The 25477-nt window shown below is 33.7% G+C and carries 24 protein-coding genes; 13 read left to right on the forward strand and 11 right to left on the reverse strand.

From position 1 onward, the window contains the following. Positions 1-5 precede the first annotated feature (5 nt). The 8 genes from ACP15M_RS04205 to ACP15M_RS04240 all read right to left on the reverse strand — a co-directional run bounded on the left by ACP15M_RS04205 (position 6) and on the right by ACP15M_RS04240 (position 6988). Positions 6-788: an ABC transporter permease gene (locus tag ACP15M_RS04205; protein ID WP_425075921.1), complete on the reverse strand. Its 783-nt coding sequence runs from the start codon at positions 786-788 to the stop codon at positions 6-8. Next, on the reverse strand, positions 781-1488 hold the full coding sequence (locus tag ACP15M_RS04210; RefSeq protein ID WP_425075922.1) for an ABC transporter ATP-binding protein: 708 nt from the start codon (positions 1486-1488) through the stop codon (positions 781-783). The genes ACP15M_RS04205 and ACP15M_RS04210 overlap by 8 nt, the downstream gene beginning before the upstream one ends. Then, positions 1482-2717, reverse strand: coding sequence for a nitrous oxide reductase family maturation protein NosD (locus ACP15M_RS04215; RefSeq protein WP_425075923.1), 1236 nt, complete (start codon positions 2715-2717; stop codon positions 1482-1484). The genes ACP15M_RS04210 and ACP15M_RS04215 overlap by 7 nt, the downstream gene beginning before the upstream one ends. A 4-nt stretch (positions 2718-2721) precedes the next feature. Next, the gene (locus tag ACP15M_RS04220; RefSeq protein WP_425075924.1) at positions 2722-3159 is read right to left on the reverse strand and encodes a nitrous oxide reductase accessory protein NosL; all 438 of its coding nucleotides are present in this window, start codon (positions 3157-3159) and stop codon (positions 2722-2724) included. 41 nt (positions 3160-3200) lie between these two features. Next, on the reverse strand, positions 3201-3791 hold the full coding sequence (locus ACP15M_RS04225; protein WP_425075925.1) for a hypothetical protein: 591 nt from the start codon (positions 3789-3791) through the stop codon (positions 3201-3203). Positions 3792-3906: 115 nt separating this feature from the next. Further along, complete coding sequence (gene nosZ / locus ACP15M_RS04230) at positions 3907-5877, reverse strand: Sec-dependent nitrous-oxide reductase (RefSeq protein WP_425075926.1); 1971 nt, start codon at positions 5875-5877, stop codon at positions 3907-3909. A gap of 25 nt (positions 5878-5902) precedes the next feature. After that, positions 5903-6481 (reverse strand): fasciclin domain-containing protein, encoded by a 579-nt coding sequence (locus ACP15M_RS04235; protein WP_425075927.1) that lies wholly within the window; start codon positions 6479-6481, stop codon positions 5903-5905. A gap of 9 nt (positions 6482-6490) precedes the next feature. Further along, complete coding sequence (locus tag ACP15M_RS04240) at positions 6491-6988, reverse strand: c-type cytochrome (protein WP_425075928.1); 498 nt, start codon at positions 6986-6988, stop codon at positions 6491-6493. 212 nt (positions 6989-7200) lie between these two features. On the opposite strand from ACP15M_RS04240, the gene ACP15M_RS04245 reads away from it, so the two are divergent. Continuing rightward, positions 7201-10422, forward strand: a complete 3222-nt coding sequence (locus ACP15M_RS04245) for a WD40/YVTN/BNR-like repeat-containing protein (RefSeq protein ID WP_425075929.1) — start codon at positions 7201-7203, stop codon at positions 10420-10422. 58 nt (positions 10423-10480) lie between these two features. On the opposite strand, the gene ACP15M_RS04250 is transcribed toward ACP15M_RS04245, so the two are convergent. Then, a complete protein-coding gene (locus tag ACP15M_RS04250; protein ID WP_425075930.1) occupies positions 10481-11158 on the reverse strand; it encodes a Crp/Fnr family transcriptional regulator in 678 nt (225 codons plus the stop codon). A 108-nt stretch (positions 11159-11266) separates the two neighbouring features. Here ACP15M_RS04250 and ACP15M_RS04255 point away from each other — a divergent pair, with 108 nt between their 5' ends. From ACP15M_RS04255 to ACP15M_RS04305, 11 genes are all read left to right on the forward strand, one after another. After that, positions 11267-13645: a heavy metal translocating P-type ATPase gene (locus ACP15M_RS04255; RefSeq protein WP_425075931.1), complete on the forward strand. Its 2379-nt coding sequence runs from the start codon at positions 11267-11269 to the stop codon at positions 13643-13645. Next, positions 13642-15006, forward strand: a complete 1365-nt coding sequence (hemN, locus tag ACP15M_RS04260) for an oxygen-independent coproporphyrinogen III oxidase (protein ID WP_425075932.1) — start codon at positions 13642-13644, stop codon at positions 15004-15006. The genes ACP15M_RS04255 and hemN overlap by 4 nt, the downstream gene beginning before the upstream one ends. 74 nt (positions 15007-15080) lie before the next feature. Continuing rightward, positions 15081-15266: a cbb3-type cytochrome oxidase assembly protein CcoS gene (gene ccoS, locus ACP15M_RS04265; RefSeq protein WP_425075933.1), complete on the forward strand. Its 186-nt coding sequence runs from the start codon at positions 15081-15083 to the stop codon at positions 15264-15266. A 10-nt stretch (positions 15267-15276) separates the two neighbouring features. Then, a complete protein-coding gene (gene ccoN, locus ACP15M_RS04270; protein WP_425075934.1) occupies positions 15277-17466 on the forward strand; it encodes a cytochrome-c oxidase, cbb3-type subunit I in 2190 nt (729 codons plus the stop codon). A gap of 6 nt (positions 17467-17472) precedes the next feature. Beyond that, positions 17473-17658 carry a CcoQ/FixQ family Cbb3-type cytochrome c oxidase assembly chaperone gene (locus tag ACP15M_RS04275; RefSeq protein ID WP_425075935.1) on the forward strand — a complete coding sequence of 62 codons (186 nt, stop codon included), beginning with the start codon at positions 17473-17475 and terminating at the stop codon, positions 17656-17658. Continuing rightward, positions 17655-18557 (forward strand): cbb3-type cytochrome c oxidase N-terminal domain-containing protein, encoded by a 903-nt coding sequence (locus tag ACP15M_RS04280; RefSeq protein ID WP_425075936.1) that lies wholly within the window; start codon positions 17655-17657, stop codon positions 18555-18557. The genes ACP15M_RS04275 and ACP15M_RS04280 overlap by 4 nt, the downstream gene beginning before the upstream one ends. A 64-nt stretch (positions 18558-18621) precedes the next feature. Continuing rightward, positions 18622-20046 carry a cytochrome c oxidase accessory protein CcoG gene (gene ccoG / locus ACP15M_RS04285; protein WP_425075937.1) on the forward strand — a complete coding sequence of 475 codons (1425 nt, stop codon included), beginning with the start codon at positions 18622-18624 and terminating at the stop codon, positions 20044-20046. Positions 20047-20306: 260 nt separating this feature from the next. Next, positions 20307-20753: a FixH family protein gene (locus ACP15M_RS04290; RefSeq protein WP_425075938.1), complete on the forward strand. Its 447-nt coding sequence runs from the start codon at positions 20307-20309 to the stop codon at positions 20751-20753. Continuing rightward, positions 20754-21455, forward strand: a complete 702-nt coding sequence (locus ACP15M_RS04295; RefSeq protein WP_425075939.1) for a sulfite exporter TauE/SafE family protein — start codon at positions 20754-20756, stop codon at positions 21453-21455. An 85-nt stretch (positions 21456-21540) separates the two neighbouring features. Continuing rightward, complete coding sequence (locus ACP15M_RS04300; RefSeq protein WP_425075940.1) at positions 21541-22365, forward strand: universal stress protein; 825 nt, start codon at positions 21541-21543, stop codon at positions 22363-22365. 15 nt (positions 22366-22380) lie between these two features. Continuing rightward, the gene (locus tag ACP15M_RS04305) at positions 22381-22830 is read left to right on the forward strand and encodes a pyridoxamine 5'-phosphate oxidase family protein (RefSeq protein WP_425075941.1); all 450 of its coding nucleotides are present in this window, start codon (positions 22381-22383) and stop codon (positions 22828-22830) included. A gap of 4 nt (positions 22831-22834) precedes the next feature. On the opposite strand, the gene ACP15M_RS04310 is transcribed toward ACP15M_RS04305, so the two are convergent. Further along, entirely contained in the window at positions 22835-24001 is a 1167-nt protein-coding gene (locus ACP15M_RS04310; protein WP_425075942.1) for an aspartoacylase, read from the reverse strand. A gap of 145 nt (positions 24002-24146) precedes the next feature. On the opposite strand from ACP15M_RS04310, the gene ACP15M_RS04315 reads away from it, so the two are divergent. Further along, on the forward strand, positions 24147-24566 hold the full coding sequence (locus ACP15M_RS04315) for a CBS domain-containing protein (RefSeq protein WP_425075943.1): 420 nt from the start codon (positions 24147-24149) through the stop codon (positions 24564-24566). 65 nt (positions 24567-24631) lie between these two features. On the opposite strand, the gene ACP15M_RS04320 is transcribed toward ACP15M_RS04315, so the two are convergent. Next, positions 24632-25465 carry a universal stress protein gene (locus ACP15M_RS04320; RefSeq protein ID WP_425075944.1) on the reverse strand — a complete coding sequence of 278 codons (834 nt, stop codon included), beginning with the start codon at positions 25463-25465 and terminating at the stop codon, positions 24632-24634. Positions 25466-25477 lie beyond the last annotated feature (12 nt).

Raw genomic sequence — 25477 nt, forward strand, 5'->3', positions numbered from 1 at the left:
TAATCTTAAAAATCTTTTCTTTTTGATTTGAATATTATTCGTAATACAGGCAAAACCACCCAAACTATTAGTGTTACAAATGAGATTATGAGTCCAAAACTGGTTCCGAAAAATTGTTTAAATACAGCTCCTGTGTAACCTAATAAAGCCGAAATATCCAGTTTTAATAAAATAAGAGTTCGTGACAAATCTATAGGATTAAGCATGGTACCAACCAATGATAATTTATCTAAAGGATAATCTTCAAACATAATTAAAGTCATCAAAAACAAACCGTCATAAATGATTGCTAAAAACAACCATAACAAAATAGCATAGCCAAAGCCTTTGATCTTGTTTTCGTTTGACAACGCTATATTAAAAGCCAAAGCAGTAAAAATCAAGGTGAGGAATGTTCCTGTAACAAGTAATAATGAAAAATCCCAAATGGCACTGCTTTCAAATAAGCCATAGAACACAAACGGAATGCCAAGTCCGAGAATTAAACTTATGGATAGCGACAGAGCAACACCTAAATATTGTCCGAGAAAAATAGATGACCGTTTAAGTGGCTGTGCCAAAAGCAGCTCTGTAAACTCTTTAGAATTATAGTAGTACATGACACCAAAAATGGTTCCTATTAATGGTACTAAAACAATGATGACATTCATTAAGGTAATGACTGCTTTTGATAAATCGTTATTTAAAAATAAGAGTACAATACCTAGTAATAAATAGAATGCAAAATAGACGTAACTCCAACGACTACGCATTAAATCGAAAAAACTATATTTTAATATTTTAAGCATGATTGTTGGTTAATATAGACGCAATGGCATGTTCAAAATCATGCTGATTGGTCTTTGTTTTTAATTTTTGGATTGAACCTTTAAAGTAAATTTTACCTTCTAGTAAAAAGACGATTTCGTCTGATACCTCTTCTACAAAACTCATAATATGTGACGTAATGAGAATTGTTTTCCCTTTGGCTTTTTCGGCTTGAATTAAATCTTTTAAACGTATCAATGAAATAGGATCTAGTCCAGTAGTTGGCTCATCTAAAATTATTAGTGGACTATCGAACATAAAGGTTAGTACAATATTCACTTTTTGCTTGGTGCCACCAGAAAGGTTGCCCAGTTTTTTGTCTAAAAATGGTTCTAGTTTAAACAATTCGATTAAACGATGCTCATCGTTAGTATGCTGACGCAAATCTTTAATCATCTTGATGAGTTCCTTCACTTTTAGGTTACTCGGAAAATTTGCAATTTGAGGTAAATAGTCAATTTGATGACGATACTCAGCGTTTTTTTTAATGGATTTTCCAAGAACAGAAATCTCTCCTTGATCTGGAATGACCATGCCCAAAACTGACTTTATCAAGGTTGTTTTTCCAGAGCCATTTGGTCCAAGAACTGCAAAAATTCCGCCTTCATCTATGGTGAGATCTAATCCGCTTAGAACGACATTCTTTCCAAATTTTTTATGTAAATTTTGAATACTTACCATGTGATTTTTTTAGTTAAAGGGTTATGATCTAAAAGATTATCTGGTGTAAATACTGGAGATACTTTTTCAGAAAAATCGATAATGTCTATAAACATACTTCGCAACAAAATGATAGTTTCAGGAGTTCTATTTACGATATAAGAAAATAATTTCACAGGTCTGTAAGGCACATCGCCTACACCATCTTTATCTAAATCGTAACCTGTGTAATTGCTCCAATAATTTCTATCGAATACATTGTCATTCACTTTACTATTATATGCAATATCAAAAGAATTATATAGAAAATTGTTTTCGGTAAACTTATTGGTATAACAAGCGCCTCGCACTTTAATTGCCCAACCATTTTTCTTAAAATTGTTGTGTTTATAAACGATTCGGTTGGAGCCTTCGATATTGATTCCAATCGTATTTTCTTCAAAGGTATTGCCTATAATTTCGGCATCATTGATCTCTTTTAACAACATACCATAAGAGGCTGTTCCCCAATTTTCCTTAAAGGTATTATTAAACATTTTAATTTTTTTGGAAAACATCACAGCAACTCCTGCACCATTATTTTCAAAGGTATTGTCTTGATAGACATCATCATTTGAAAACATAAAATGCAAACCATATCTCAAGTTTAAAGCACTGACGTTATTTTTAATGATACAGTCATCTGAAAATTCTAAATAAATGCCATCACGAACATGCTCTACATAGTTATGTTCTATCTCAATATGATTACTATACCACAACTGAATGCCATTTCCTGAGTTATATTCTTCTACAGCGTCACCAATGACCTTGTTATGAAAGACTTTTCCGTAATTAGATTTTTCGATATAGATTCCAAAAAACAACTTTTCTAACACCAAATTTTGAATGACAAAATGCTTACTTCTTCTAACGCGAATCGCAGCATAATCTTCGGTATAACTCGTGCCAACATTGATTATAAACAACCCATCAACTGTAACATTGTCTGCTATTATGGTAATTACTTCACCTTTTAATTCACCATCAATAACAGGATATTTTTCACCAATAATGGTTAAAGGTTTATTTACCAAAACATTATGTTCTTTGTATGTTCCCTTTTTAACCACAATGGTATCAAAATCTTTAGCTTGATCGATAGCGCTCTGTAGGTTTGAAATCGGACAGCTTGTGCATACTTCAATCTGGAATGCATGAACTGAGCCAACCAAGGTAATGGCAAATAAAAAAACAAATATACGCTTCATGATACTAGTCTTTAAAATGAGCTAGTAACTCGCTCCAATTGTATACGTCGCCACCTTTTTCGGCTTGGAATTTTTCAGCTTCAGATTTATTTTCAAAAGCAGATAGGTAAGCTCCCATCGGACTCGGGATATTTTTACTTATTAAAAAAGTAGCTTTAGTCGCATCGATTAATGCTTCAGGTTCGGTGTAGTTGTTTGATAAATACAATGCGATTTCTGAAGTATCAAATTCATCTAAAAAGTTAATCATACATTCTGTAGCATCGAACTTATAAATCTTTCCCTTTTTGGTTACAATTTCGGCAGCATGTACTTTATCAACGATAGTCATTTTACAAAAATAACAACCATCATTACCATAATCTATGGGTTTTGGTGATACATTACAACTGAATAGCATCAGCAATAATGTAGTAATTACGAAGTGTTTTAGTGTTTGCATGATTTAGTGTTTTTAGTGTTTTTAAAATGCGTACTACATAACTAATGTGTTTTATGATTTTTCTTACCTATTATATAAGCTACAAAGGAGATTGCAATTCCTAAAGTTAGAAATAAGGTACCTAGTTGTGGATATGAATGTGCTCTAAAATTTAAAATATCCTTACTTCCAAAAAGTGGTGGTTGAAATCCCATTTGCGTACCATCTGGATTGGTGAATTTCATAATTGCCTTAGGGTCAAGATTATGACCATAATCATGCTCCCAAAGATAGAAATCGTACATACCAGCAGCACTCAAAACAATCATTAAAACAAACCATCCGAGAAACCATTTGTAATTTCCTTTAAATGCAATAAGCAATCCTATAATACTGGTAATAATAATTCCTGCTGGAAATATTTTAAACTCAGGAATCGCTTCTGGTATATATTTCATACCAACATAATGATTCATTAAGTTGATATTTTTTATGTCATGCGGATTGGCATCAGAAAAGTCATTAATATGAATATACATTCCTAAAGGTGTAGGATATTGCGGAGCTTCTAAGGTAATTTTCCAAAGTGGAAACAAAAATAAACCTAATGGTAAAATTGCCGCTAACAGCATGATGATATTTGACTTTTTCATCGTAATATGTTTAGTAGATTTAATAGTGTTTTAAAAGAAAGGCGAGAGCGAAAAGTAAGCTCTCGCCTTTGTTATAGGAAAATAAACACTAAAACAAAATTTTCCTAATTTTAGATTATTCAATATCCTCTCCTAGCGACCATTTTAAAGGTGTGTCACTATTTGCTGAAGAGACTCTAATATAGCCTTGCATTTCTTGGTGTAATGCTGAACAGAAATCTGTACAGTAGAATGGCCATACACCAACTTGTTTTGGTTCCCAAACAGAGGTTTTAGTTTGTCCAGGCATGATTAAGAGCTCTGACGTGTTTTGACCTATTACAGCAAAACCATGAGGTACATCGAAATCTTGTTCTAAGTTTGTAACATGGAAATATACTTTATCTCCAACTTTAATACCTTCAATATTATCTGGAGAAAAGTGACTTCTAATCGTTGTCATATAAATATGAACTTCATTACCATCACGAACTACTTTAGCATCTGCATCTGTAAATGCAGCATATGGATGCTTGTTATCTTCTAAGTTATAAATCTTTTGAGAACGCTCCTTAATGAGATCAGCTCGCATTGCTGCTGCATAATGTGGTTCACCATGTGTTGGAAAATCTAAAAGTAATTCCATCTTATCTCCCGAAATATCATAAAGTTGAGCACTATGCTCTAATTCTGGACCAGTTGGTAAATAGCGATCTTTTGTGATTTTGTTCATTGCGAACATGTACTTCCCTTGTGGTTTTCTAGAGTTTCCTCCAGGAATTGTTAAGTGACCTACAGAATAGTATGTAGGTTGTCTATCTAAAACCTCCCAAGTACCAAGTTTCCATTTTACAACTTCTGAAGAAATAAAGAATGTAGTATATGCATTTCCTTTATCATCAAACTCGGTATGTAAAGGTCCTAAACCTGGTTGCTCTACAGAACCTGCTAAAACATCTTCAAACTTAAGAATAGGAATACCATAAGCATCACCATCAAACTTTTCGTTTTTAATAGCATCTAACATTTTAGTAAATGAATGCACAGTTAAATTAGCTGATAGTTTTCCGTTACCAATAATGTATTCTCCTGAAGGATCTACATCACAACCGTGAGGTGACTTAGGTGTTGGTAATAAAAATACAGCTCCTGGCACTTCTGATGGATTTACAACTCGTACTTCTTTTTTCATAGTAGACGTTGCTGTATGTGTTGCTTCATCATAAACGTTATGCGCATAATTTGCTGGCATCATTTTTCCGCCTCCATTATTAACATACTCTTCAATTTTCTTCCAGTTAATGGCAGCGATAAAATCTTTATCGTTTTGTGATGCATTTACTTCTAACAATGTGCTTGCCTCTTCCGAATTGTAGGTTGAGAAAAAGAACCAACCATGAGAAGCTCCTCGTCCAGGATGCGCTAAATCATAGTTAAATCCTGGCATTAGCACTTGAAATTTGATATCCATATGACCATGCTCAGGTTCTACAGAAATAAAAGATAAAGCACCTTGAAAATTTCCTTTGTATTCACTAATAGGGATATCTCTTTGAGGTACTGGAACAGAAAAACGTGTACCTGCAACAACATATTCTGTGTTTTCAGTTACAAAAGACGAACTGTGGTTACCTGCACTATTTGGCACTTCAATAATTTCGGTTGTTTCAAAGGTTTTTAAATCAATTTTTGCAATCCTTGGTGTATTGTTTTCGTTTATAAAAATGAAACGTCCATCAATCTCGCCATTGGTTTGTGAAATGTCTGGATGATGAGAATCTCCCCAAGGCACAAAACCATGAGATGTATTTAGCATTGGTTTGGTTTCTTCTGAGTAACCATATCCTGAAGTTGGAAATTGTGAGAATACAGGAATCTCTTTAAACATTCTTCCAGATGGCAAACCATAAACGGTTAAATTACCACTGTAACCTCCAGAGATAAAGGCATAAAACTCATCATGTTCTCCAGGAGCAACATAAACTTTCTCAGCGATATTACTAGCTAAGGCACCAGATTTGCTATCTGATGATTTTGTATTGTTACAACTTGTATAAGTTCCAAATACGAATACAAGTGCAATCGTTAATTTTAATAAATTCTTCATATGTACTTAAATTTGATTAGTGTTTTTATTCTTCAGTTGATGGTAATAATACTTTATCGATAACATGAACAATTCCATTACCAGCTTTTACGCTTCCAAGTATTTTTGCTCCTCCAATCATAGGTTCTCCATCAACAACTTCAACCTTTACGTATTGGTTATTTGCTTGTCCTAGCTTTTTAAACTTCTTCAAAAAGTCTTTTGTGTAGTTACCTGGTGTTACATGATATTTTAAGATATTCGCCAAAGCATCTTTGTTTTCAGGCTTCAACAAATTATCTACAGTTCCTTCTGGCAAAGCCGCAAAAGCCTCATTAGTTGGTGCAAACACCATTAAAGGTCCAGCGTTAACTAATGCATTTTCAAGCTCTGCTGCTTGAACAGCTGCAACTAAAGTTGAATGATCTTTTGAGCCAATTGCTATACTTAAAACGGTAGTACTTCCATCGTCTTCAATAAACGCTTGACCAGTTTTTTTACTAGGTGTTGTTGTTTCAGTTTTAGTAACTGTTGTGTTCGTTGAGGCTGCTTTGTTTTCATTTTTACAAGCAAACATAAAAGTTGCAAGTGTAAAAACTAAAACGAGTGTTTTGGCTGTTTTCATAATGTCGAATTATAGTGTTCTAAAATATTCTAATACCGATCTTGCCTCCTTCTCTGTTAAGTTTTGATTTGCCATTGGAGATCCGTTAAACTCCATTAGTAATTCTTTTGCTAATGGGTCCTTTTGAACCATTTCTTCCGGATTTAAAATCATGTTCATAACCCATTCAGGAGCTCTTCTATCTAAGATTCCTTTTGGAGCAGGTCCAATAAATTTCTTATCTGCTCTATGGCAAGCTGTACACATTTTTTTAAAAACTTCAGCGCCTTCGGTAGCCATCTTTTGGTCGATCTCTGCATCTAAAGCCACAGAAGTAATTGGACCAACACCTTTGTTACTTAAATCAATTCGTTTTGATGCTGGTGTTTTTGAAGCTTTAGGTGCTTCCTTTACAGGAGCTTCTTTTTTTCCATAAGAAATTGTTTCTTTTTTCTTTTCTTCTTTGCCTCCACAACTTACAAGTAGTGTTACAAATAAAATGGTCATTAGTTTTAGTGCTGTCTTCATAATTTATATTAATTTATATTGCAAATTTACCGACTAAACAACCCAAAAATTATGACATTTATCATGTTTAGGATAAATTTATCCTATTTAAAATAGACCACTTGTTTTATTAGTCATTTGTTAAATCTTTTTCAAAGTTTCTATCTCAAATCTGCTTGCTACTATCTTTTGTTTATCTTTATCCATCTTAAAAAAAAGAAAACTATTTACACATGAAAAAAACACTTCACTTATTGATGCTTTTAGCATCATTTTCTCTTTGTGCACAAAAATTATCAATGGATTTAGTCAAAAACATGACACCGAGAAATATTGGTCCTGGTGGAATGTCTGGTCGTGTCACAAGCATTGATGTAGTTCATAACAATACAGATATCATGTATGTTGGAACTGCTTCTGGTGGTCTTTGGAAATCTACTTCTGGTGGCATTAAATGGACTCCAATTTTTGAGAAAGAAGCTACAGGTTCAATTGGTGCAGTTGCCATTCAACAATCTAATCCTAGTGTAATTTGGGTTGGTACTGGTGAAGGAAATCCTAGAAATAGTTTAAATGGTGGCTATGGTATATACAAATCTCTTGATGCTGGAAAAACTTGGCAATTAATGGGTTTAGAAAACACACGTCATATTCATCGTGTCATTATTGATCCTACAAATCCAGATGTTGTTTATGCTGCTGCAATTGGTTCACCTTGGGGAGAACATCCTGAACGTGGTATATACAAAACAACTAATGGAGGAATTTCATGGACTAAAATTTTATTCGCAAATAATAAAACTGGTGCTGCCGATTTGGTTATGGATCCTACCAATCCCAATAAGCTAATTGCTGCACTTTGGGAACATAAACGTGATCCTTGGTTTTTTAATTCTGGAGGAGAGGGTTCTGGTTTACATATTACTCATGATGGTGGAAATACCTGGAAAAAAGTAACAGATAAAGAAGGATTCCCTAAAGGAAACTTAGGTCGTATTGGTGTTGCAATTGCTGCTAATAAACCTAATATAGTTTATGCGCTAGTTGAAGCAAAAAAGAATGCCTTATATAAAAGTGAAGATGGTGGTTTTAATTGGAAAAAAGTTAATGACAAAAATGACATCGGAAATCGTCCATTCTACTATTCTGAAATTTATGTCGACCCTCAAAATGAAAATCGCGTATATTCCATATATACGTATGTGAATGTTTCTGAAGATGGTGGAAAAAACTTTACTCAATTAATGCCTGCTTATGGTGTAAGTAACGGAATTCATCCTGATCATCACGCTTGGTGGATTCATCCTACGAATGGCAATTTTATGATTGATGGAAATGATGGTGGTTTAAACATTACCAAAGATGGTGGAAAATCTTGGCGATTTATTGGCAATTTACCTGTTGCGCAATTCTATCATATCAACGTTGACAACGACATTCCGTATAATGTTTATGGAGGCATGCAAGACAATGGATCTTGGAAAGGTCCTGCTTATGTTTGGCGTGTTCAAGGGATTAGAAATAGTTATTGGCAAGAAATTAGTTTTGGTGACGGATTTGATGTTGTTCCTGATAAAGATGATTCTCGTTTTGGATGGACCATGAGTCAACAAGGTTACGTTAGTCGCTATGATGCCGAAACTGGAAATAATTTTACGGTTAGACCAACACATCCTAATCCTGAAGTTGAATTGCGTTTCAATTGGAACTCAGCTATTAATATTGATCCGTTTGATAAAAACACCTTGTACTTCGGAAGTCAGTTTGTACACAAATCAACTGATAAAGGTCAAACATGGACAGTTATTTCTGAAGATTTAACCACCAACGATCCTGAAAAACTGAAACAAAATGAAAGTGGTGGATTGACAATGGATGCTACTGGAGCTGAAAACCATTGCTCTATTCTTGTTATTGAACCTTCTCCTTTAGAACGCAATATGTTCTGGGTTGGTACAGATGATGGTAAAGTACATTACACCCAAAATGGCGGACAAACCTATACTGATGTGACTAAAAACATTAAAGGTTTACCTGCTGGAAGTTGGATTCCACAAATAAAAGCATCTAACAAAAATAAAGGTGAAGCACTTTTAATTGCCAACGATTATAGACGTTTTAATTATACACCATATGCTTACAGAACTAAAGATTATGGTAAAACATGGCAACGTATTGTAGATGGCAATGATGTAGAAAGTTATACTTTATCTATTGTTGAAGATCCAATAGAAAAAAACTTATTGTTTTTAGGAACCGATGATGGGTTATATGTTTCGATCGATGCTGGAACAAATTGGAAAAAATGGACACAAGGATTTCCTACAGTTTCTGTTAAAGATTTAGTGATTCATCCAAGAGAACACGATTTAATCATTGGTACTTTTGGACGTGCAGCTTGGGTTTTAGATGACATTCGTCCGTTACGAACATTAGCTAAAAACAAATCTGTATTAAATCAGAAACTAGAATTATTCACACCTCCAACAGCTTATCAGGCAGCTTATCAGCAACCTACTGGTAGTCGTTTTGGAGCAGATGCAATGTATCATGGTGAGAACAGAGCTTATGGTGCACAATTTTCTTATTATGTCAAAATTGACGAAACAAAAAAGGAAGATGATTCTGAAAAAAATAAAAAAGAAGACAAGAACACTTCTAAAAATTCAGATGACATAAAAGAAGAAGCAAAAATAAAATGGGATTCGTTAACCCTAAAAATTTATGATGACGAACGCTTAATTAGAACTTTAAAACAAAAAGCTCCAGATTCTACAGGAATTTACAAATGGTCATGGTATATGGATGAAGCAGGGGTCTCTAGACCTTCAAGAACGATAAGAAAACAAACTAGAGAACCTGGAGGTGTTTCGGTTAAACCTGGAACTTATAAAGCGGTTTTACATTTTGGAGATATCTCTTCAGAAGAAATGATTACAGTAAAATCTGATCCTAGATTAAATGTCTCTTTAGCGAGTATCAATGAGGTTTATGATGCTTCAAAAAGCATTGAAAACATGCAATCTACCATCGCTAATGCTGTAAAGCAACTCGTTGAAAGCAAACAAATTGCTAATAAGTTCAAATCAGATTTATCAAAATTAGATAAAGAAAAATATAAAGATGATATTACGGCATCTAAAGATATTGTAAAAGAGATTAATGAGCTTATTGATTTGTATCTAGGTAAAGAAGATAAACGTCAAGGCATTACAAATTCTTCAGTCGTTACTGTAAACGATAGAATTGGAACTGCAAGTTGGTATGTAAGTTCTAGACAAAACGGACTTACAGAAACTGAAACAACCTTAATGAAACATGCTGAAGATGCCATTAAAAATGCTTTAAGCAAAACCAATACATTCTTTAATGAATCTTGGTCGTCTTATCAAACTAAAATGGAAGCATTACAAACCAATCCGTTTAAAGAGATTAATACGTTTAAACTTGATTAGTTAATTATTAGAATTGAGATTACTCATAAAAAAAGCTCTAGAAATCTAGAGCTTTTTTTTATTCTACACGTTTTAAACCTGCAATATTTTCTAGCTTAATCATTTTGCCTTTAGTAGAAATCAAGCCTTCTTTTTTAAATTGGGATAAAATACGTATTGCAGATTCGGTAGCTGTTCCTACAATATTAGCATAATCTTCTCGTGATAATGTAATAGATAAATAACCATCTGCATCAACACCAAAATTTTCATTCATATAAACCAAAACATCTGCAAATCGATTTTTAACAGATTTTTGAGCCATGTCTACAATAATATTATCTGAATCTTTTAAATCGTGAGCCATCTGCTGTAACATATCTAAAGTAAATTTAGGATTGTTTTGAAGGTCATTCATAATCTCACTTTTCGGAATAAAACAAACTTCCATATCATTAAGCGCTACTGCACTCAAATTTGCAGACTCCTCACCTACTAACGAACGTTGTCCTAATAAATCACCTTTTACAACCAACTTTACAATTTGATCTTTTCCATTAGCGCTTAATTTAGACAATTTACAAACACCATCTTTTACACAATACACACCATTAACAGCGTCTCCTTCTTCAAAAATAACTTCTCCTTTTTTAACTGTTTGTGATGTTTTACAACCAGAAATACGAATTAACTCATCTTTAGTTAACGCTTTTAGAGCATTAAACTGTCTAATAATACACTGATCGCACTTACTCATACCTAGATTTTTGATAGATACACAAAATTAATCAAAACATGACAAAAATCATAGTTTAAAGTCGTTTCAATAGCAATCTTTGCACTAGGTATAAATGAGCAAATAATTATGGAGCAAACTACTTGTTTCCACTGTGGTGACGATTGTAACACGACAACAATTGTATTCGATGAAAAAAATTTCTGTTGTAACGGTTGTAAAACTGTGTACGAAATTTTTTCTACGAACGATTTAACCTGCTATTACGATTTGCAATCTTCTCCTGGAGCTGTGCCTCAAGAAATTGAAGGCAAATACGATTTTCTATCTCAGGAAAACATCATAGAAAAACTCACAGAATTTGATGATGGAAATACACAAATCGCAACCTTATACATTCCACATATTCATTGTAGTTCTTGTATTTGGATTTTAGAAAACCTCAACAAACTAAATCCTAATATTACATCATCACAAGTCAATTTCGGAAAGAAAACCGTTAGAGTCACTTATAAAACTGAAAACTATGCGCTAAAAGATATGGTTTTGCTTTTAAGCGCTATTGGCTATGAACCTTATATTTCTTTAGATGACTTTAAAACAGGACAACAAAACGTTAACCGAAGCCTAATTTACAAACTAGGCATTGCTGGCTTTGCGTTTGGGAATGTGATGTTTCTCTCGTTTCCTGAATATTTTGAAGTTGGTGAGTTTTGGTTAGAACAATATAAACACTTGTTTAGATGGCTCATGTTTGCCTTTTCGCTTCCTGTAGTCTTTTATGCAGGACGTGATTATTTTATATCTGCATACAAAGGCTTAAGTTCAAAACTTTTAAACATTGACGTACCAATAGCTTTAGGTATTGCTGTATTATTTATTAGAAGTACTATTGAAATTGCATTCGATTTGGGTTCTGGGTTTTTTGATAGCCTTACAGGATTGGTTTTCTTTTTATTACTCGGAAAGTTCTTCCAACAAAAAACATATACCTTTCTATCATTTGAGCGTGACTACAAATCGTATTTCCCAATAGCTGTTACCAAAATAGATTCTGAAGGCAACGAAACTCCAATTCAAGTGTACGATATTGAACAAGGAAATCGCTTATTAATTAGAAATGAAGAACTCATTCCTGTTGATGGCATTTTAATTAACGGAAAAGCTAGAATTGACTACAGTTTTGTGACAGGTGAATCTGAAACGGTTAGCAAACACTCTGGAGATAAATTGTTTGCTGGAGGAAAACAAACCTCTGGTGTTATTGAAATGGAAGCTTTAAAATCGGTAGAACAAAGTTACCTCACTCAACTTTGGAGCAACGATGTATTTAGCAAAAATAAAGAAGATGGTTTTACAACCTTAACCAACACCATTAGCAAACGCTTTACCATTATTGTACTGAGCATCGCTTTTATTGCAACTGGTTTTTGGCTAGTTTACGATCCTTCAATAGCTATGAATGTGTTTACTGCTGTACTCATTATTGCTTGTCCGTGTGCCATTGCTTTATCTGCTCCTTTTACGTTTGGAAATTTGCTTCGCATCTTCGGAAAACTAAAATTTTATGTAAAAAACGCTTCAGTTATTGAACAATTAGCAAGTATAAACACCATCATTTTCGATAAAACAGGAACCATCACTTCTAACAAACATAGTGCTGTAGATTATGAAGGAATTGCCTTAACGCCTTCCGAAGAACTATTACTCAAAAACACGCTTCGAGGATCAAATCATCCGTTGAGTAGAACTTTATACGACATTTTAGATGAGCACAACATTATTCCTCTTAATCACTTTGAAGAGCATTTAGGTAAAGGGATTGAAGCTTCTCATAAAGACACTCAAATCAAAATAGGTTCGGCAAGCTTTGTTGGCACAGAAGCTTCTTCGGTGTTAAACACTTCGGTTCATATTAGTACGAACAACCAATATAAAGGAAAGTACACTTTTTATAATAGTTATAGAAAAGGCTTATCTAAACTATTTAACAAACTAAAAAAGCAGTATGATTTGGTGATTCTTTCTGGTGATAATGAAGGAGAATTTGAAAATCTGAAAAAATTATTGCCTTCTAAAACCAAGCTCATTTTTAATCAAAAACCAGACGACAAGTTAGAGTATATCAAATACCATCAATCTGAAGGTGCAAAAGTACTCATGATTGGTGACGGACTTAATGATGCTGGTGCTTTGGCACAAAGTAATGTAGGTATTGCCATTTCAGAAAACGTAAACGTTTTTTCACCTGCTTGTGATGCTATTTTAGATGCCACAAAATTTAATCAGCTATATAATTTTATAAAGGCTTCTAAAAGCGCCATTACCATTATAAAATGGAGTTTTGTGCTGTCATTTATATACAATATTATCGGACTCTACTTTGCGGTTACTGGTCAGTTAGCTCCTGTAGTTGCTGCAATTTTAATGCCTTTAAGCTCCATAAGCATTGTCGTTTTTACAACCATTGCCACCAATATTGTTGGTAGAAAATTATCAAAATCATGAACACCTCATTAATTCAAAAATATAATGTTCCAGGACCAAGATACACAAGTTATCCAACGGTTCCGTTTTGGGATGAAGCACAATTTACAAAGGAAAAATGGTTAGAGACTTTTAAAGCTTCTTTTCAAGAAAGCAATAGCGAGCAAGGCATTAGTTTATACATTCATCTTCCGTTTTGTGAAAGTCTGTGCACCTTTTGTGCTTGCCATAAACACATCACAAAGCGACATTCAATGGAAGATAGCTATATTGATACTGTTTTAAAAGAATGGCATTTATACGTTAATTTAATGTCTTCTAAACCTATCATTAAAGAAATCCATTTAGGAGGTGGTACACCAACATTTTTTTCAAGCGACAATTTAAGCAAACTAATTAAAGGTTTATTAGAGCCTTCAGAATTACACAGCGATTACGAATTTAGCTTTGAAGGGCATCCAAACAATACTACAAAAGAGCAATTACAAACGTTATACAACTTAGGCTTTACTCGTGTGAGTTTTGGTATTCAAGATTATGATGAAACGGTTCAAAAAGCCATTCATCGTCTGCAAACATTTGAACAAGTCGAAAAAGTAACCCAATGGTCTAGAGCTATTGGATACACGTCTATTAGTCATGATTTAATTTTCGGATTGCCTTTTCAGAATGTAAAAACAATGACAGATAGCATCAATAAAACAAAGCTATTACGTCCAGATCGTATTTCGTTTTACAGTTATGCCCATGTACCTTGGATTAAAGGTGTTGGACAACGAGGTTTTGATGAAAATGACTTACCAAAAGGTGATGAAAAAAGAAACTTATATGAAATAGGTAAGCAACTCTTAACAAATTTAGGCTACGAAGAAATTGGCATGGATCATTTTGCGCTTAAAACAGACAGCTTATATAAAGCTACTTTAGATAAAACCTTACATCGAAACTTTATGGGTTATACGACCAACTCAACACAACTTATGATTGGCTTAGGCATGTCTGCCATAAGCGACAGTTGGTATGGTTTTGCGCAAAACGTAAAAACAGTAAAAAATTATGAAGCTATTGTGGCTTCAGGTGAAATCCCAATATTTCGTGGTCATCTATTAAGCAATGAAGACTTAGTAATTAGACAACATATTTTGAACATTATGTGTCATTTAGAAACCTCATGGACAGATAAAAAATTACAATTTTCAAAAATAAATGATGTATTAGAAGCTTTAAAAGAAGCTCAAAAAGACGGACTAATTTTAGTTCATAATGAAACGCTTACAGTTCCTGAAAAAGCAAAACCATTTATTAGAAATATTTGTATGGCTTTTGATTTAAGACTTCATGAAAGTCAACCAGAAACCAGAGTATTTTCTATGACAATATAATTTTTTAAACATGACAAATATCATATTCTAAGAATGCAAACTAACTTAATTTTGAACCATAACTTCTAATAGGTATGAGTGTTATATATATTTTATTGAGTATCAGCATTATTGTTGCTATAGTATTTTTTATTGCATTTATAACTGCCGTAAAAAGTGGACAGTATGACGATAGTTATACTCCATCTGTTAGAATGCTTTTTGAAGACGAACTCGTTAAAGAGCAAGTAAAACCATCTATTAAACCAAAAAAAGACTAATTAAATTATTATGGAAGTCCAACAGTTTCATTACGATAACAAAATCGTTAAAAATTTCCTCTATGCAACAATGCTTTGGGGAGTCGTAGGAATGTTAGTAGGTTTACTACTAGCTTTTATGTTTTTATTTCCAAATCTAACCGATGGCATTTCTTGGTTAAGTTTTGGTCGTTTAAGACCTCTACATACCAATGCGGTTATTTTTGCTTTTGTAGGAAACGCCATTTTCGCAGGTGTTTACTATTCTTCACAGCGCTTACTAAAAGCAAGAATGTTTAGTGACTTGTTGAGTAAAGTAAACTTTTGGGGCTGGCAACTCATTATTGTTGGAGCAGCCATCACACTTCCACTTGGTTATACAACGTCTAAAGAATATGCCGAATTAGAATGGCCTTTTGATATTGCTATTGCACTAATTTGGGTGGTATTTGGTTGGAACTTAATTGGTACAATTCTTAAACGTAGACAACGTCACTTGTATGTGGCGATTTGGTTCTACTTAGCCACTTTTGTAACGGTTGCTGTACTTCATATTTTTAATAGTCTAGAAGTTCCTGTTAACGGACTTAAAAGTTATTCGGTATATGCAGGAGTTCAAGATGCTTTAGTACAATGGTGGTATGGTCATAATGCTGTAGCATTCTTTTTAACAACGCCTTTCTTAGGGTTAATGTACTACTTTGTGCCTAAAGCAGCCAACAGACCTGTATATTCTTATCGATTATCTATTGTGCATTTCTGGTCATTAATATTCATATACATTTGGGCTGGACCTCACCATTTATTATATACTGCTTTACCAGAATGGGCTCAAAACTTAGGTGTTGCGTTTTCTGTAATGCTTTTGATGCCATCTTGGGGAGGAATGATTAACGGACTACTAACACTTCGTGGTGCTTGGGATAAAGTTCGTACTGATCCTGTTCTTAAATTTATGGTAGTTGCCATTACTGGTTATGGTATGGCAACCTTTGAAGGTCCAATGCTATCGCTTAAAAATGTAAATGCTATTGCGCATTTTACAGACTGGATTATCGCTCACGTTCACGTAGGCGCTTTAGCTTGGAATGGTTTCTTAACCTTTGGAATGATTTATTACTTAATTCCTCGCTTAGTTAAAACAAAATTACATTCTACAGCCTTGGCTAATCTGCATTTTTGGATAGGAACTTTAGGCATCATTATGTACGCTTTACCTATGTATGTTGCTGGGTTCACACAAGCTAGTATGTGGAAACAATTTAATCCTGATGGTACGTTAGTGTATGGAAACTTTTTAGAAACCGTTTCTGAAATCATCCCAATGTATTGGATGCGTGCTATTGGAGGAACTCTATTTATTATTGGTATGCTTATTATGATATACAATGTAATCATCACAATAAAGAAAGGAAGTTCTGTAACCGATGAACTAGCTGAAGCTGCTGCACTCCAAAAAGTATCTAAAAAACGTGCTTTAGGTGAAGGTTGGCATGAAGTCTTAGAGCGCAAACCAATAAAGCTAACTATTTGGGCTACGATAGCCATTTTAATTGGTGGTATTGTTCAAATTGTACCTACTATCATGGTAAAATCTAATATTCCAACTATAAGTAGCGTAACACCATACACGCCTTTAGAATTAGAAGGTAGAGACCTCTACATTAGAGAAGGTTGTGTAAGCTGTCACTCCCAAATGATTAGACCATTTAGAAGTGAAGTAGAACGCTATGGCGAATATTCAAAAGCTGGAGAGTTTGTGTACGACCATCCATTCCTTTGGGGAAGTAAACGTACTGGACCAGATCTACATCGTGTTGGTGGAAAGTATTCAGACAACTGGCACCTCAACCACATGTACGATCCGCAAAGTACTTCATCTGGTTCTATAATGCCTGCTTATCAATGGTTAATTAGAAATGAACTCGACAAATCTCAAACAGAGGCTAAAATGAGAGCTATGGTAACTCTTGGTGTTCCTTATTCTGAAGACGATATCGCCAATGCGCAACAGTCTATGTTAGAGCAAGGCACTAAAATTGAAGAAAGCCTACATTCAGATCCAGATTTCGCTCAAACTTATCAGGCCGACAAACAAGCTGGCGGACAAGATTTCGTAGAAATGAGAAATCGTGAAATTGTTGCAATTATTGCATACTTACAACGATTAGGAACCGATATTAAAGTAAAAGATGCAGACGTCACATCAACTCAAAACTAATTTATCATGCTAAAATTTGTAAAAAACCATATGGAGAGTATCACAGGAATTGAAATTTTTCCTATGATTTCCCTACTTATATTTTTCAGTTTTTTCGTCATCCTTTTTTGGTGGGTAATTACTGCAAAAAAAGATTATATCAATAAGGTGAGTAGCCTTCCGTTAGACAACCAAAACACTACAAAACTATGAGAAATTTAATTCCATCTTGGATAAGAGTACCTCTTGTATTTTTTATCATCGCAGGTATCGCAGAATACACTATCGATTCTGGTGAAAAACCAGCATTTATTGAACAACCAATGGTATTACTATTTTTACTGTTAGTGTTATTAATCATTATTGCTATTGAAGCTATTGTAGCTTCAATCAAAAATGTCTTATACCAAAGCTTAGATGCCGAAGCTAAGGCTAGGTTTGATGCGCAAAATGCAGCTCAACCTAAGCTTGTACGCTGGATTAATAAAACATATATAAAGCTATTAGATTCTAAAGCTGTAGAAGAAGAACATGAAATTATTTTAGACCACAACTACGATGGTATTAAAGAATTAGATAATAACCTTCCACCTTGGTGGCTCTATGGCTTTTATGCAAGTATTGTTTTTGCAGCCATTTATTTAGTTCGTTTTCATGTCTTTAATGGCGAAAATCAATATGATGAGCTTGAGTCTGACTTAGCACAAGCTAAAATTGATATTGAAGAATATAAGAAAACTGCAAAAGACTTGGTCGATTTTAATACTGTTGAAGTATTAACTGATGCAGGTGATTTAAAAGCTGGACAAAACCTTTACGAGACCAATTGCATTGCTTGTCATAAAGTTGATGGTGGAGGCGGAATTGGTCCTAACCTAACCGATAAGCATTGGATTTTAGGTGGTGGCATCAAGAATGTCTTTAAAACCATTTCTGAAGGTGGTCGTGATGGTAAAGGTATGATTGCTTGGAAACAAAGTTTAAAACCGTCTGAAATAGCTCAAGTAGCAAGCTACGTTTTACAGTTTGAAGGCACCACACCTGCTGAACCAAAAGCAGCCGAAGGTGATGTTTGGGTAGACGAAAATGCTTCTGCTGAAGCTGAAAATTAAAAAAGAGGGAATCCTTTTAATGATTTAACAAACCAATCTCTATTAATGTTAAAATAAAATTATCGTGAACACGCCAGAAAACGAAACATTTAGAGACTCCATCGGAACGATTAATGAAGAAGGTAAACGCGCTTGGGTTTATCCTAAAAAACCTAGTGGAAGATATTACGAAAAACGAAAAATAGTTAGCTACATCTTATTAGCATTTCTATTTGCTGCGCCTTTTATTAAAATAAATGGTAATCAGTTTTTGATGTTCAATGTATTAGAACGTCGCTTTAATATTTTCGGATTTCCTTTTTGGCCTCAAGATTTTCACTTGTTTGTCATTTCGATGTTAATTGGTGTGATTTTCATCACCTTATTTACGGTTGGTTTTGGTCGTATTTTCTGTGGGTGGATTTGTCCGCAAACCATTTTTATGGAAATGGTGTTTAGACGTATTGAATATTGGATTGAAGGCGACAGAAACAAACAGCGTAAGCTAGACCGACAAAAATGGGATGCCGAAAAAATAAAAAAACGTCTTTTAAAATGGAGTATATTTTTAGTGATTTCTTTTTTAATTGCTAACGTTTTTCTAGCCTATTTAATTGGTAGTGACAAACTCATAAAATACATTACTGATGGTCCAACCGAACATCTAGGAACGTTATTTCCGTTAATTATTTTTACAGCTGTTTTCTATTTTGTATTTGCTTGGTTTAGAGAACAAGTCTGTATTATTGCTTGTCCTTACGGAAGGTTACAAGGTGTGCTTTTAGATAACAAATCTATAGTTGTAGCTTACGACCATAAACGTGGTGAGGCCGAAAATGGCAGAAAGAAGTTTAGAAAAAATGAAGACAGAGCTGCGCTTGGTCATGGTGATTGCATTGATTGTTTTCAATGTGTCAATGTATGTCCTACAGGTATAGACATTAGAAATGGCACACAGCTAGAATGTGTAAACTGTACGGCTTGTATTGATGAATGCGATCATATTATGGAAAGCATCAATCTACCAAAAGGTTTGATTCGTTATGCAAGTGAAGAAAATATTGAACAAAAGAAAAAGTTTGAGTTTACACCAAGACTAAAAGGGTACACAGCTGTATTAGTAATTTTAATTGGTGTGCTTATAGGCATGTTGTTATTAAGAAATGATGTAGAAGCTAGAGTATTGCGATTACCAGGTCAGCTCTATGAACACAAAGGAGAAACCATTATTAGCAACGTATTTACCTATAAACTCATTAATAAAACCACAAAAAAAATTGAAGATGTGAGCTTTAAATTACGAACCTATAAAGGTGAGATTAAGCTGGTATCTAATACTGGAATAGTTGAAGTTCCTGAGCAAGGCTTAGCCGAAGGAACGCTATTTATTGAAATTGATAAAAAAGAACTAAAAGGCGATAAAAATAAATTAATGATTGAAGTATATAGTGGTGAAGACCTGATAGAAACAACAACCGTTAATTTTTTAGGACCTAGGAGTTATAATTAGAGTTGGAAGTTGGAAGTTGGAAGTTGGAAGTTGAAAGTTGGAAGTAAGTTATCTAAACTAAATGCTTACTTTTTACTTATCACTTTTTACTTATCACTTATTTTCCGCATTAAGGATTGAAACGGCATCCTTTTTTAACGTCAGTTCGAGTGCCTTACTTTAGTAAGGTGTATCGAGAATTGCGATAAAAAAGATATAGTGTAAAGCCTGACGCTTTTAAATGAAATGAAAAAAGGGTAATGCCCAAAAAAAATAAGATTATGAAACTAAATTGGGGAACTGCAATTGTATTGGCATTTATAGGCTTTATAAGCTTTATCATGTTTTTCGTCATACGAATGAATACCAACAACAAATACGACCATGACTTGGTTACTGAAGATTATTACAAAGCTGAACTAGAATATCAAAACGATATTGATAAAGAAAACAATGCCAAAACATTAATCTCAGATATTACATGGAAACGCACGCAAGAAGGTTTGGTGGTTTCGTTTCCTAAAGAATTAAAAGCAGAAGCAATTGAAGGTAAAGTGTTCCTATATAGACCATCTAACAAACAAGTAGACTTTGAAAGCTCAATTTCATTGTCTGACCACAATTTGCTCATACCTGACAAACGTTTGTTGGATGGTCGTTGGAACATTAAAGTCGATTGGAAATATAATGGAAAATCGTATCTCTACAAAAAAGAAATTGTGTATTAAATGTTATGGTCTGCTCTCATATTTGGGTTATTAGGTAGCTTTCACTGCGTTGGCATGTGTGGTCCTATAGCTTTTATGTTGCCTGTAGACCGAAGTAATTCGTTTAAAAAAGTAACTCAAATTTCTGTATATCATATAGGTCGCTTATTGGCTTATGCCATCATTGGCCTATGTTTCGGACTTATTGGAAAGAGCTTATACCTTTTTGGTATACAACAACAATTATCGATTGTTATTGGTGTGTTAATGATTGTGGTGGTACTCATTCCTGTTCAAACCTTTAACAAATACAACCTTTCTAAACCACTATATCGCGTTATTTCTAAAGTAAAATCTTCATTAGGAAAAGCGCTTAAAAAGAAAACGGCAGATACCTTTTTAACCATTGGCTTTTTAAACGGTTTTTTGCCTTGTGGCTTAGTATATATGGCCGTTTTTGCTTCGTTAACCATGTCTAGCGCTGTTGAAAGCAGCTTGTATATGATGTTATTTGGTTTGGGTACAATACCGTTAATGACCACAGCTATTTATTTAGGTAAATTCTTAAACTCAACGGTTAAGCAACGCATTCAAAAAGCCATTCCTGTATTTGTTGTAATTATTGGATTGCTTTTTATTATTCGAGGTATGGGTTTAGGTATTCCTTACCTCTCTCCTGCTCCAATTGTTGATGTAACCTCGAGTACCATTGATTGCCATTAGTATTGAAACCCATCTGTTAAACTGATGTTCGTCATAGTTTTTATAACTATGTTTTAGTACCTTATAGCTAACAAAATAGAGCCTTATGAAAACCATTTTATTACTTACCGATTTTTCTAAAAGTGCAACCAATGCCATTCATTATGCAATGCGTTTTTTTGAATCTGAAAGCTGTACGTTCCATATTATGAACGTTCATAAAGTTGGTACATTTATTTCAGATGATTTAATGTCATCTTCAACTGAAAGTATTTACGAATCTTTTACCAAAATCCCGAAGCAAAAAATTGATGAACTCATAAATGAGTTGAAACAGACCTATCACAATGCTAAACACGAATTTAAAACCATTGTTGATTTTGACATCTTTACCGATGCTGTTAATCAAGCCATAACAAAGCATGAGGTTGACTTTGTAGTTATGGGATCTAATGGAGCTACAGGTGCTAAAGAAATTATTTTTGGAAGCAATACGGTTAATGTCATTAGAAATGTAATGTGTAAAACACTCGTCATTCCAAATGATTATAAGTTTAAACCCATTTCAAATGTTTTATTGCCTTTGCAGGTTGACGACAATTTAAAACCTCATCAACTAGAGGTCATTAAAAACTACTCTAAGCACTTCAATTATAAATTGCATGTATTAAGAACCCTTAAAAGTGAGTCCGTTTCTAATCATTTACCAGATGATAAAGCGCAGTTAAAAGCATTAGATTGTGAGTACACCACTCAAAACGAGGTTTCATTTTATCAAGCAGTAATCAATTATCTTAACACATATCAAATTGACATGGTTGGTTTGATTGTGCATGACAAATCTTTTATAAAACGTTTTTTTACTGAAACACCAACCATAGAATTGAGCAAAGTAATACAACTGCCTTTATTGCTGTTTCATGTTAATTAAAATTACCATACAATTATGATCAAAAATTTAGACAAAGCAGATTGCCAACTCCTTTTAAAACAAAACTATATTGGTCATTTGGGTTACATTTATAAAAACAAGCCTTATGTGATTCCTATCACCTATTTTTATAAGGATAATAGAATTATTTGCTATTCTGGCGAAGGACATAAAATTGATGCCATGCGAAAGCATGCGCCAATTACCTTAGAAGTTTCTAATATCAATTCTGTAAGTCATTGGCAATCTATTGCTGTACATGGCACTTATGAAGAGTTTGAAGGCAGTGCAGCAAAGGTCTTACTTCACGATTTCTCTTTAGGTATCAAAGACATCATTTTAAATAAAGAGCAAAGAGATTTAAACTTTATAAGTGAGTTCTCAGCTAAAATTGCCAAAAATGATATTCCTATTGTTTTTGTAATAAACATTGAAAACATTACTGGTAAAATGAGACGACAGTAAAACCTTAAATAAAAGCTGTAATCTTTCGGTCGCGCTTAATAAAATGAATTTGATCGTCTATAATGAGCTTTTTTCTGTAACCAAACAAATGAAATATTTTGGTGGTTAAAAACAAGGCTATTTTTCGGTTTGCAATTAGACAGTATTCATTTTCTGGATGTTTAGAAATACCTGGTAATAATCTTAAAACCCGATGACACTTAAAGCGTCTAAGCATGGCAGACAGTACCAACCAAAACTTAGAAAGCTTTTTAATCACAAAAAAACCATCTTCACCTTGGGCTTGATATAAGGGCATAAATATCAATCCGTTAAACGGACTCTTAATTTCGCTTACACCATCATAAGCCAATGATTGGTGTTTCATAACGGGTTTAAAGTTCTTAAATCCAGGTTTCATTTTAAAGTGGTGAGATTCAGATAGACAATGTCTGTAAACAATTTCATAAAATCCGTTTTCAATTGTTAGCATTCTACTATAAGCTTTATAATTGAACTCGTGTTTAGATACGATGCCTATTTTTTCCATAACCATCCATATAAAAGCTTCACAATACAATACAGCGTTTTCATCTTCATGCTGTCCTGCTTCAAAACCTAAAGACACATGACCAAACTCGTTAATATACGACAGTAGAGGTCCATCTAAATACTCTTCAATTCCTAAAACAATAGGAATATTGAATTTATTAGCCAAAGCTCTGTTATTAAGCGAATCGCTAATGGTTATAAAAGGCACTGTTGGCGATGATGTGGTATGCAAATCTATAAACACAAAATTGCCTTGATGACTCTTACAAATGGCTTTTATAGTGTTATATAGTTCGCATTGTTCTCGTTGCTCTTCAAACTCAAAATAACCATCGTCTTCATCACATATAGACATGATTTCGTCTTTAGTCCATAGTCTATTTAAATCAAAATCCTGATATCGAACACCTTCTTTTAAAGCTTCCATATTGCCTAATAAAGCATAAAAGTTACCTTTAAACTTTATGTTGTTAACCACGATATCACTAATTACTTTTTGAAGTCCATAAACACCAGCTGGTTCATTGCCATGAACACCACCAATACAAACTAAAGTAGTGCCATTAATGTTATTATTTTGGCTGTAATAAATTCTATCTTTAGTGGTGTATGATATCGGTTTAGTCACTTCTTTTATCATTTGTTATGAATTAATGTTTTCTAAATCTGTTTTGGTTAACACATTCAAAGTTAAAGCATTAGTCGTCTTGCTTTTATGACTTTTGTCATAGTTTTAAATGCAGTATATCGATACCTTTAATAGAGAAATTAAAACCTAAACCATTATGAAAAAACGTGTACCAGTGTCAACTATAATGACCAAAAACATCATTGCAGTTAATAGAACCGATGATTTAGAAACTGCCGAACAATTATTTAAACAACACCATATAAGACATATCCCTGTAGTTTCGGGAGAAGTAATTATTGGCATGTTGAGTTATACCGATTTGCTTCGCATTAGTTTTGCCGATGCTATAAACGAACACGAAACCGAAGTCGATACAATCGTCTATAACATGTTTACAATAGATCAAGTGATGACTAAAAATGTGGTGACTGTCACCTCAGAAACTACCATTAAAGATGTGGCAGAAATTTTAACTAAAAACGAGTTTCATGCCTTACCTGTAGTTGATAACGGACAACTCGTTGGTATTGTTACCACAACCGATTTAATACAGTATTTGCTAGAACAATTTTAATTTAAAACACACAAACAAAAAAAGAGTTAGATCATCTAACTCTTTTTTGTTTAAAGACCTTGCTATTATATTCTAAATGTCATGACTGGTAGTATAGAATGGTTTGCAATGTCTTCGCCTATGCTACCACTAAAAAAGTGAGCAATACCTTTACGACCATGTGTTGGCATCGCTATTAAATCTGCTCCTATAATATTTGCAAAAGCTAATACACCTTCTTCAACAGTGTAATCAGACACATAGTGTATGTCATTAATTTTATTAAGATTACCATCTGCCCTTTCTAGAAAGTTAGCTACAGTGGTTTCCATTTCAGTAGAGCTTTTAAATCGTGCTCCAGGCAAATTAACATATAACAGTTTTAAACTTGAAGGTGTCTCATTAAAAAACTGACACGCTTTTAAGTAAGGCTGTATCATTTCTTCAGAAAAATCACAAGCAAAAACTACGGTTTCAAATTTTAAATTTACTGGTTTCTGCTTTACAATAAGTACAGGAATTTCTGAGTGACGCACTACTTTTTCGGTATTTGAACCTACAAATATTTCGCTTAAACCACTTGAGCCATGAGAACCCATAACAATTAAATCGGCTTGATGCTCTTTTGCGACATCGTTAACTTCGCTAAACACTTTAAAGTGCTTTACAATTGGCGTTACATTTAAATCTTTTAAATACGCCTTATCTAAAAACTCATGAAATCTTTTTTCGGCTAGTTTTAAATAAAATATGGTTTGCATTTGTTGATCATCCTCAGAGTCAATAAGCATATTATTAGCCATTTCTAACATGTGTAATGCTAAAATTTCGGCATTGTTCTTTTTAGCTAAAATTGAAGCAGCTTCTAAGGCATATTCAGAATGCTTAGAAAAATCTATTGGTACAATTATTTTATTCATAATAAAAAGGTT

The sequence above is a fragment of the Psychroserpens sp. S379A genome, from assembly GCF_049800755.1.
GTDB lineage: Bacteria > Bacteroidota > Bacteroidia > Flavobacteriales > Flavobacteriaceae > Psychroserpens.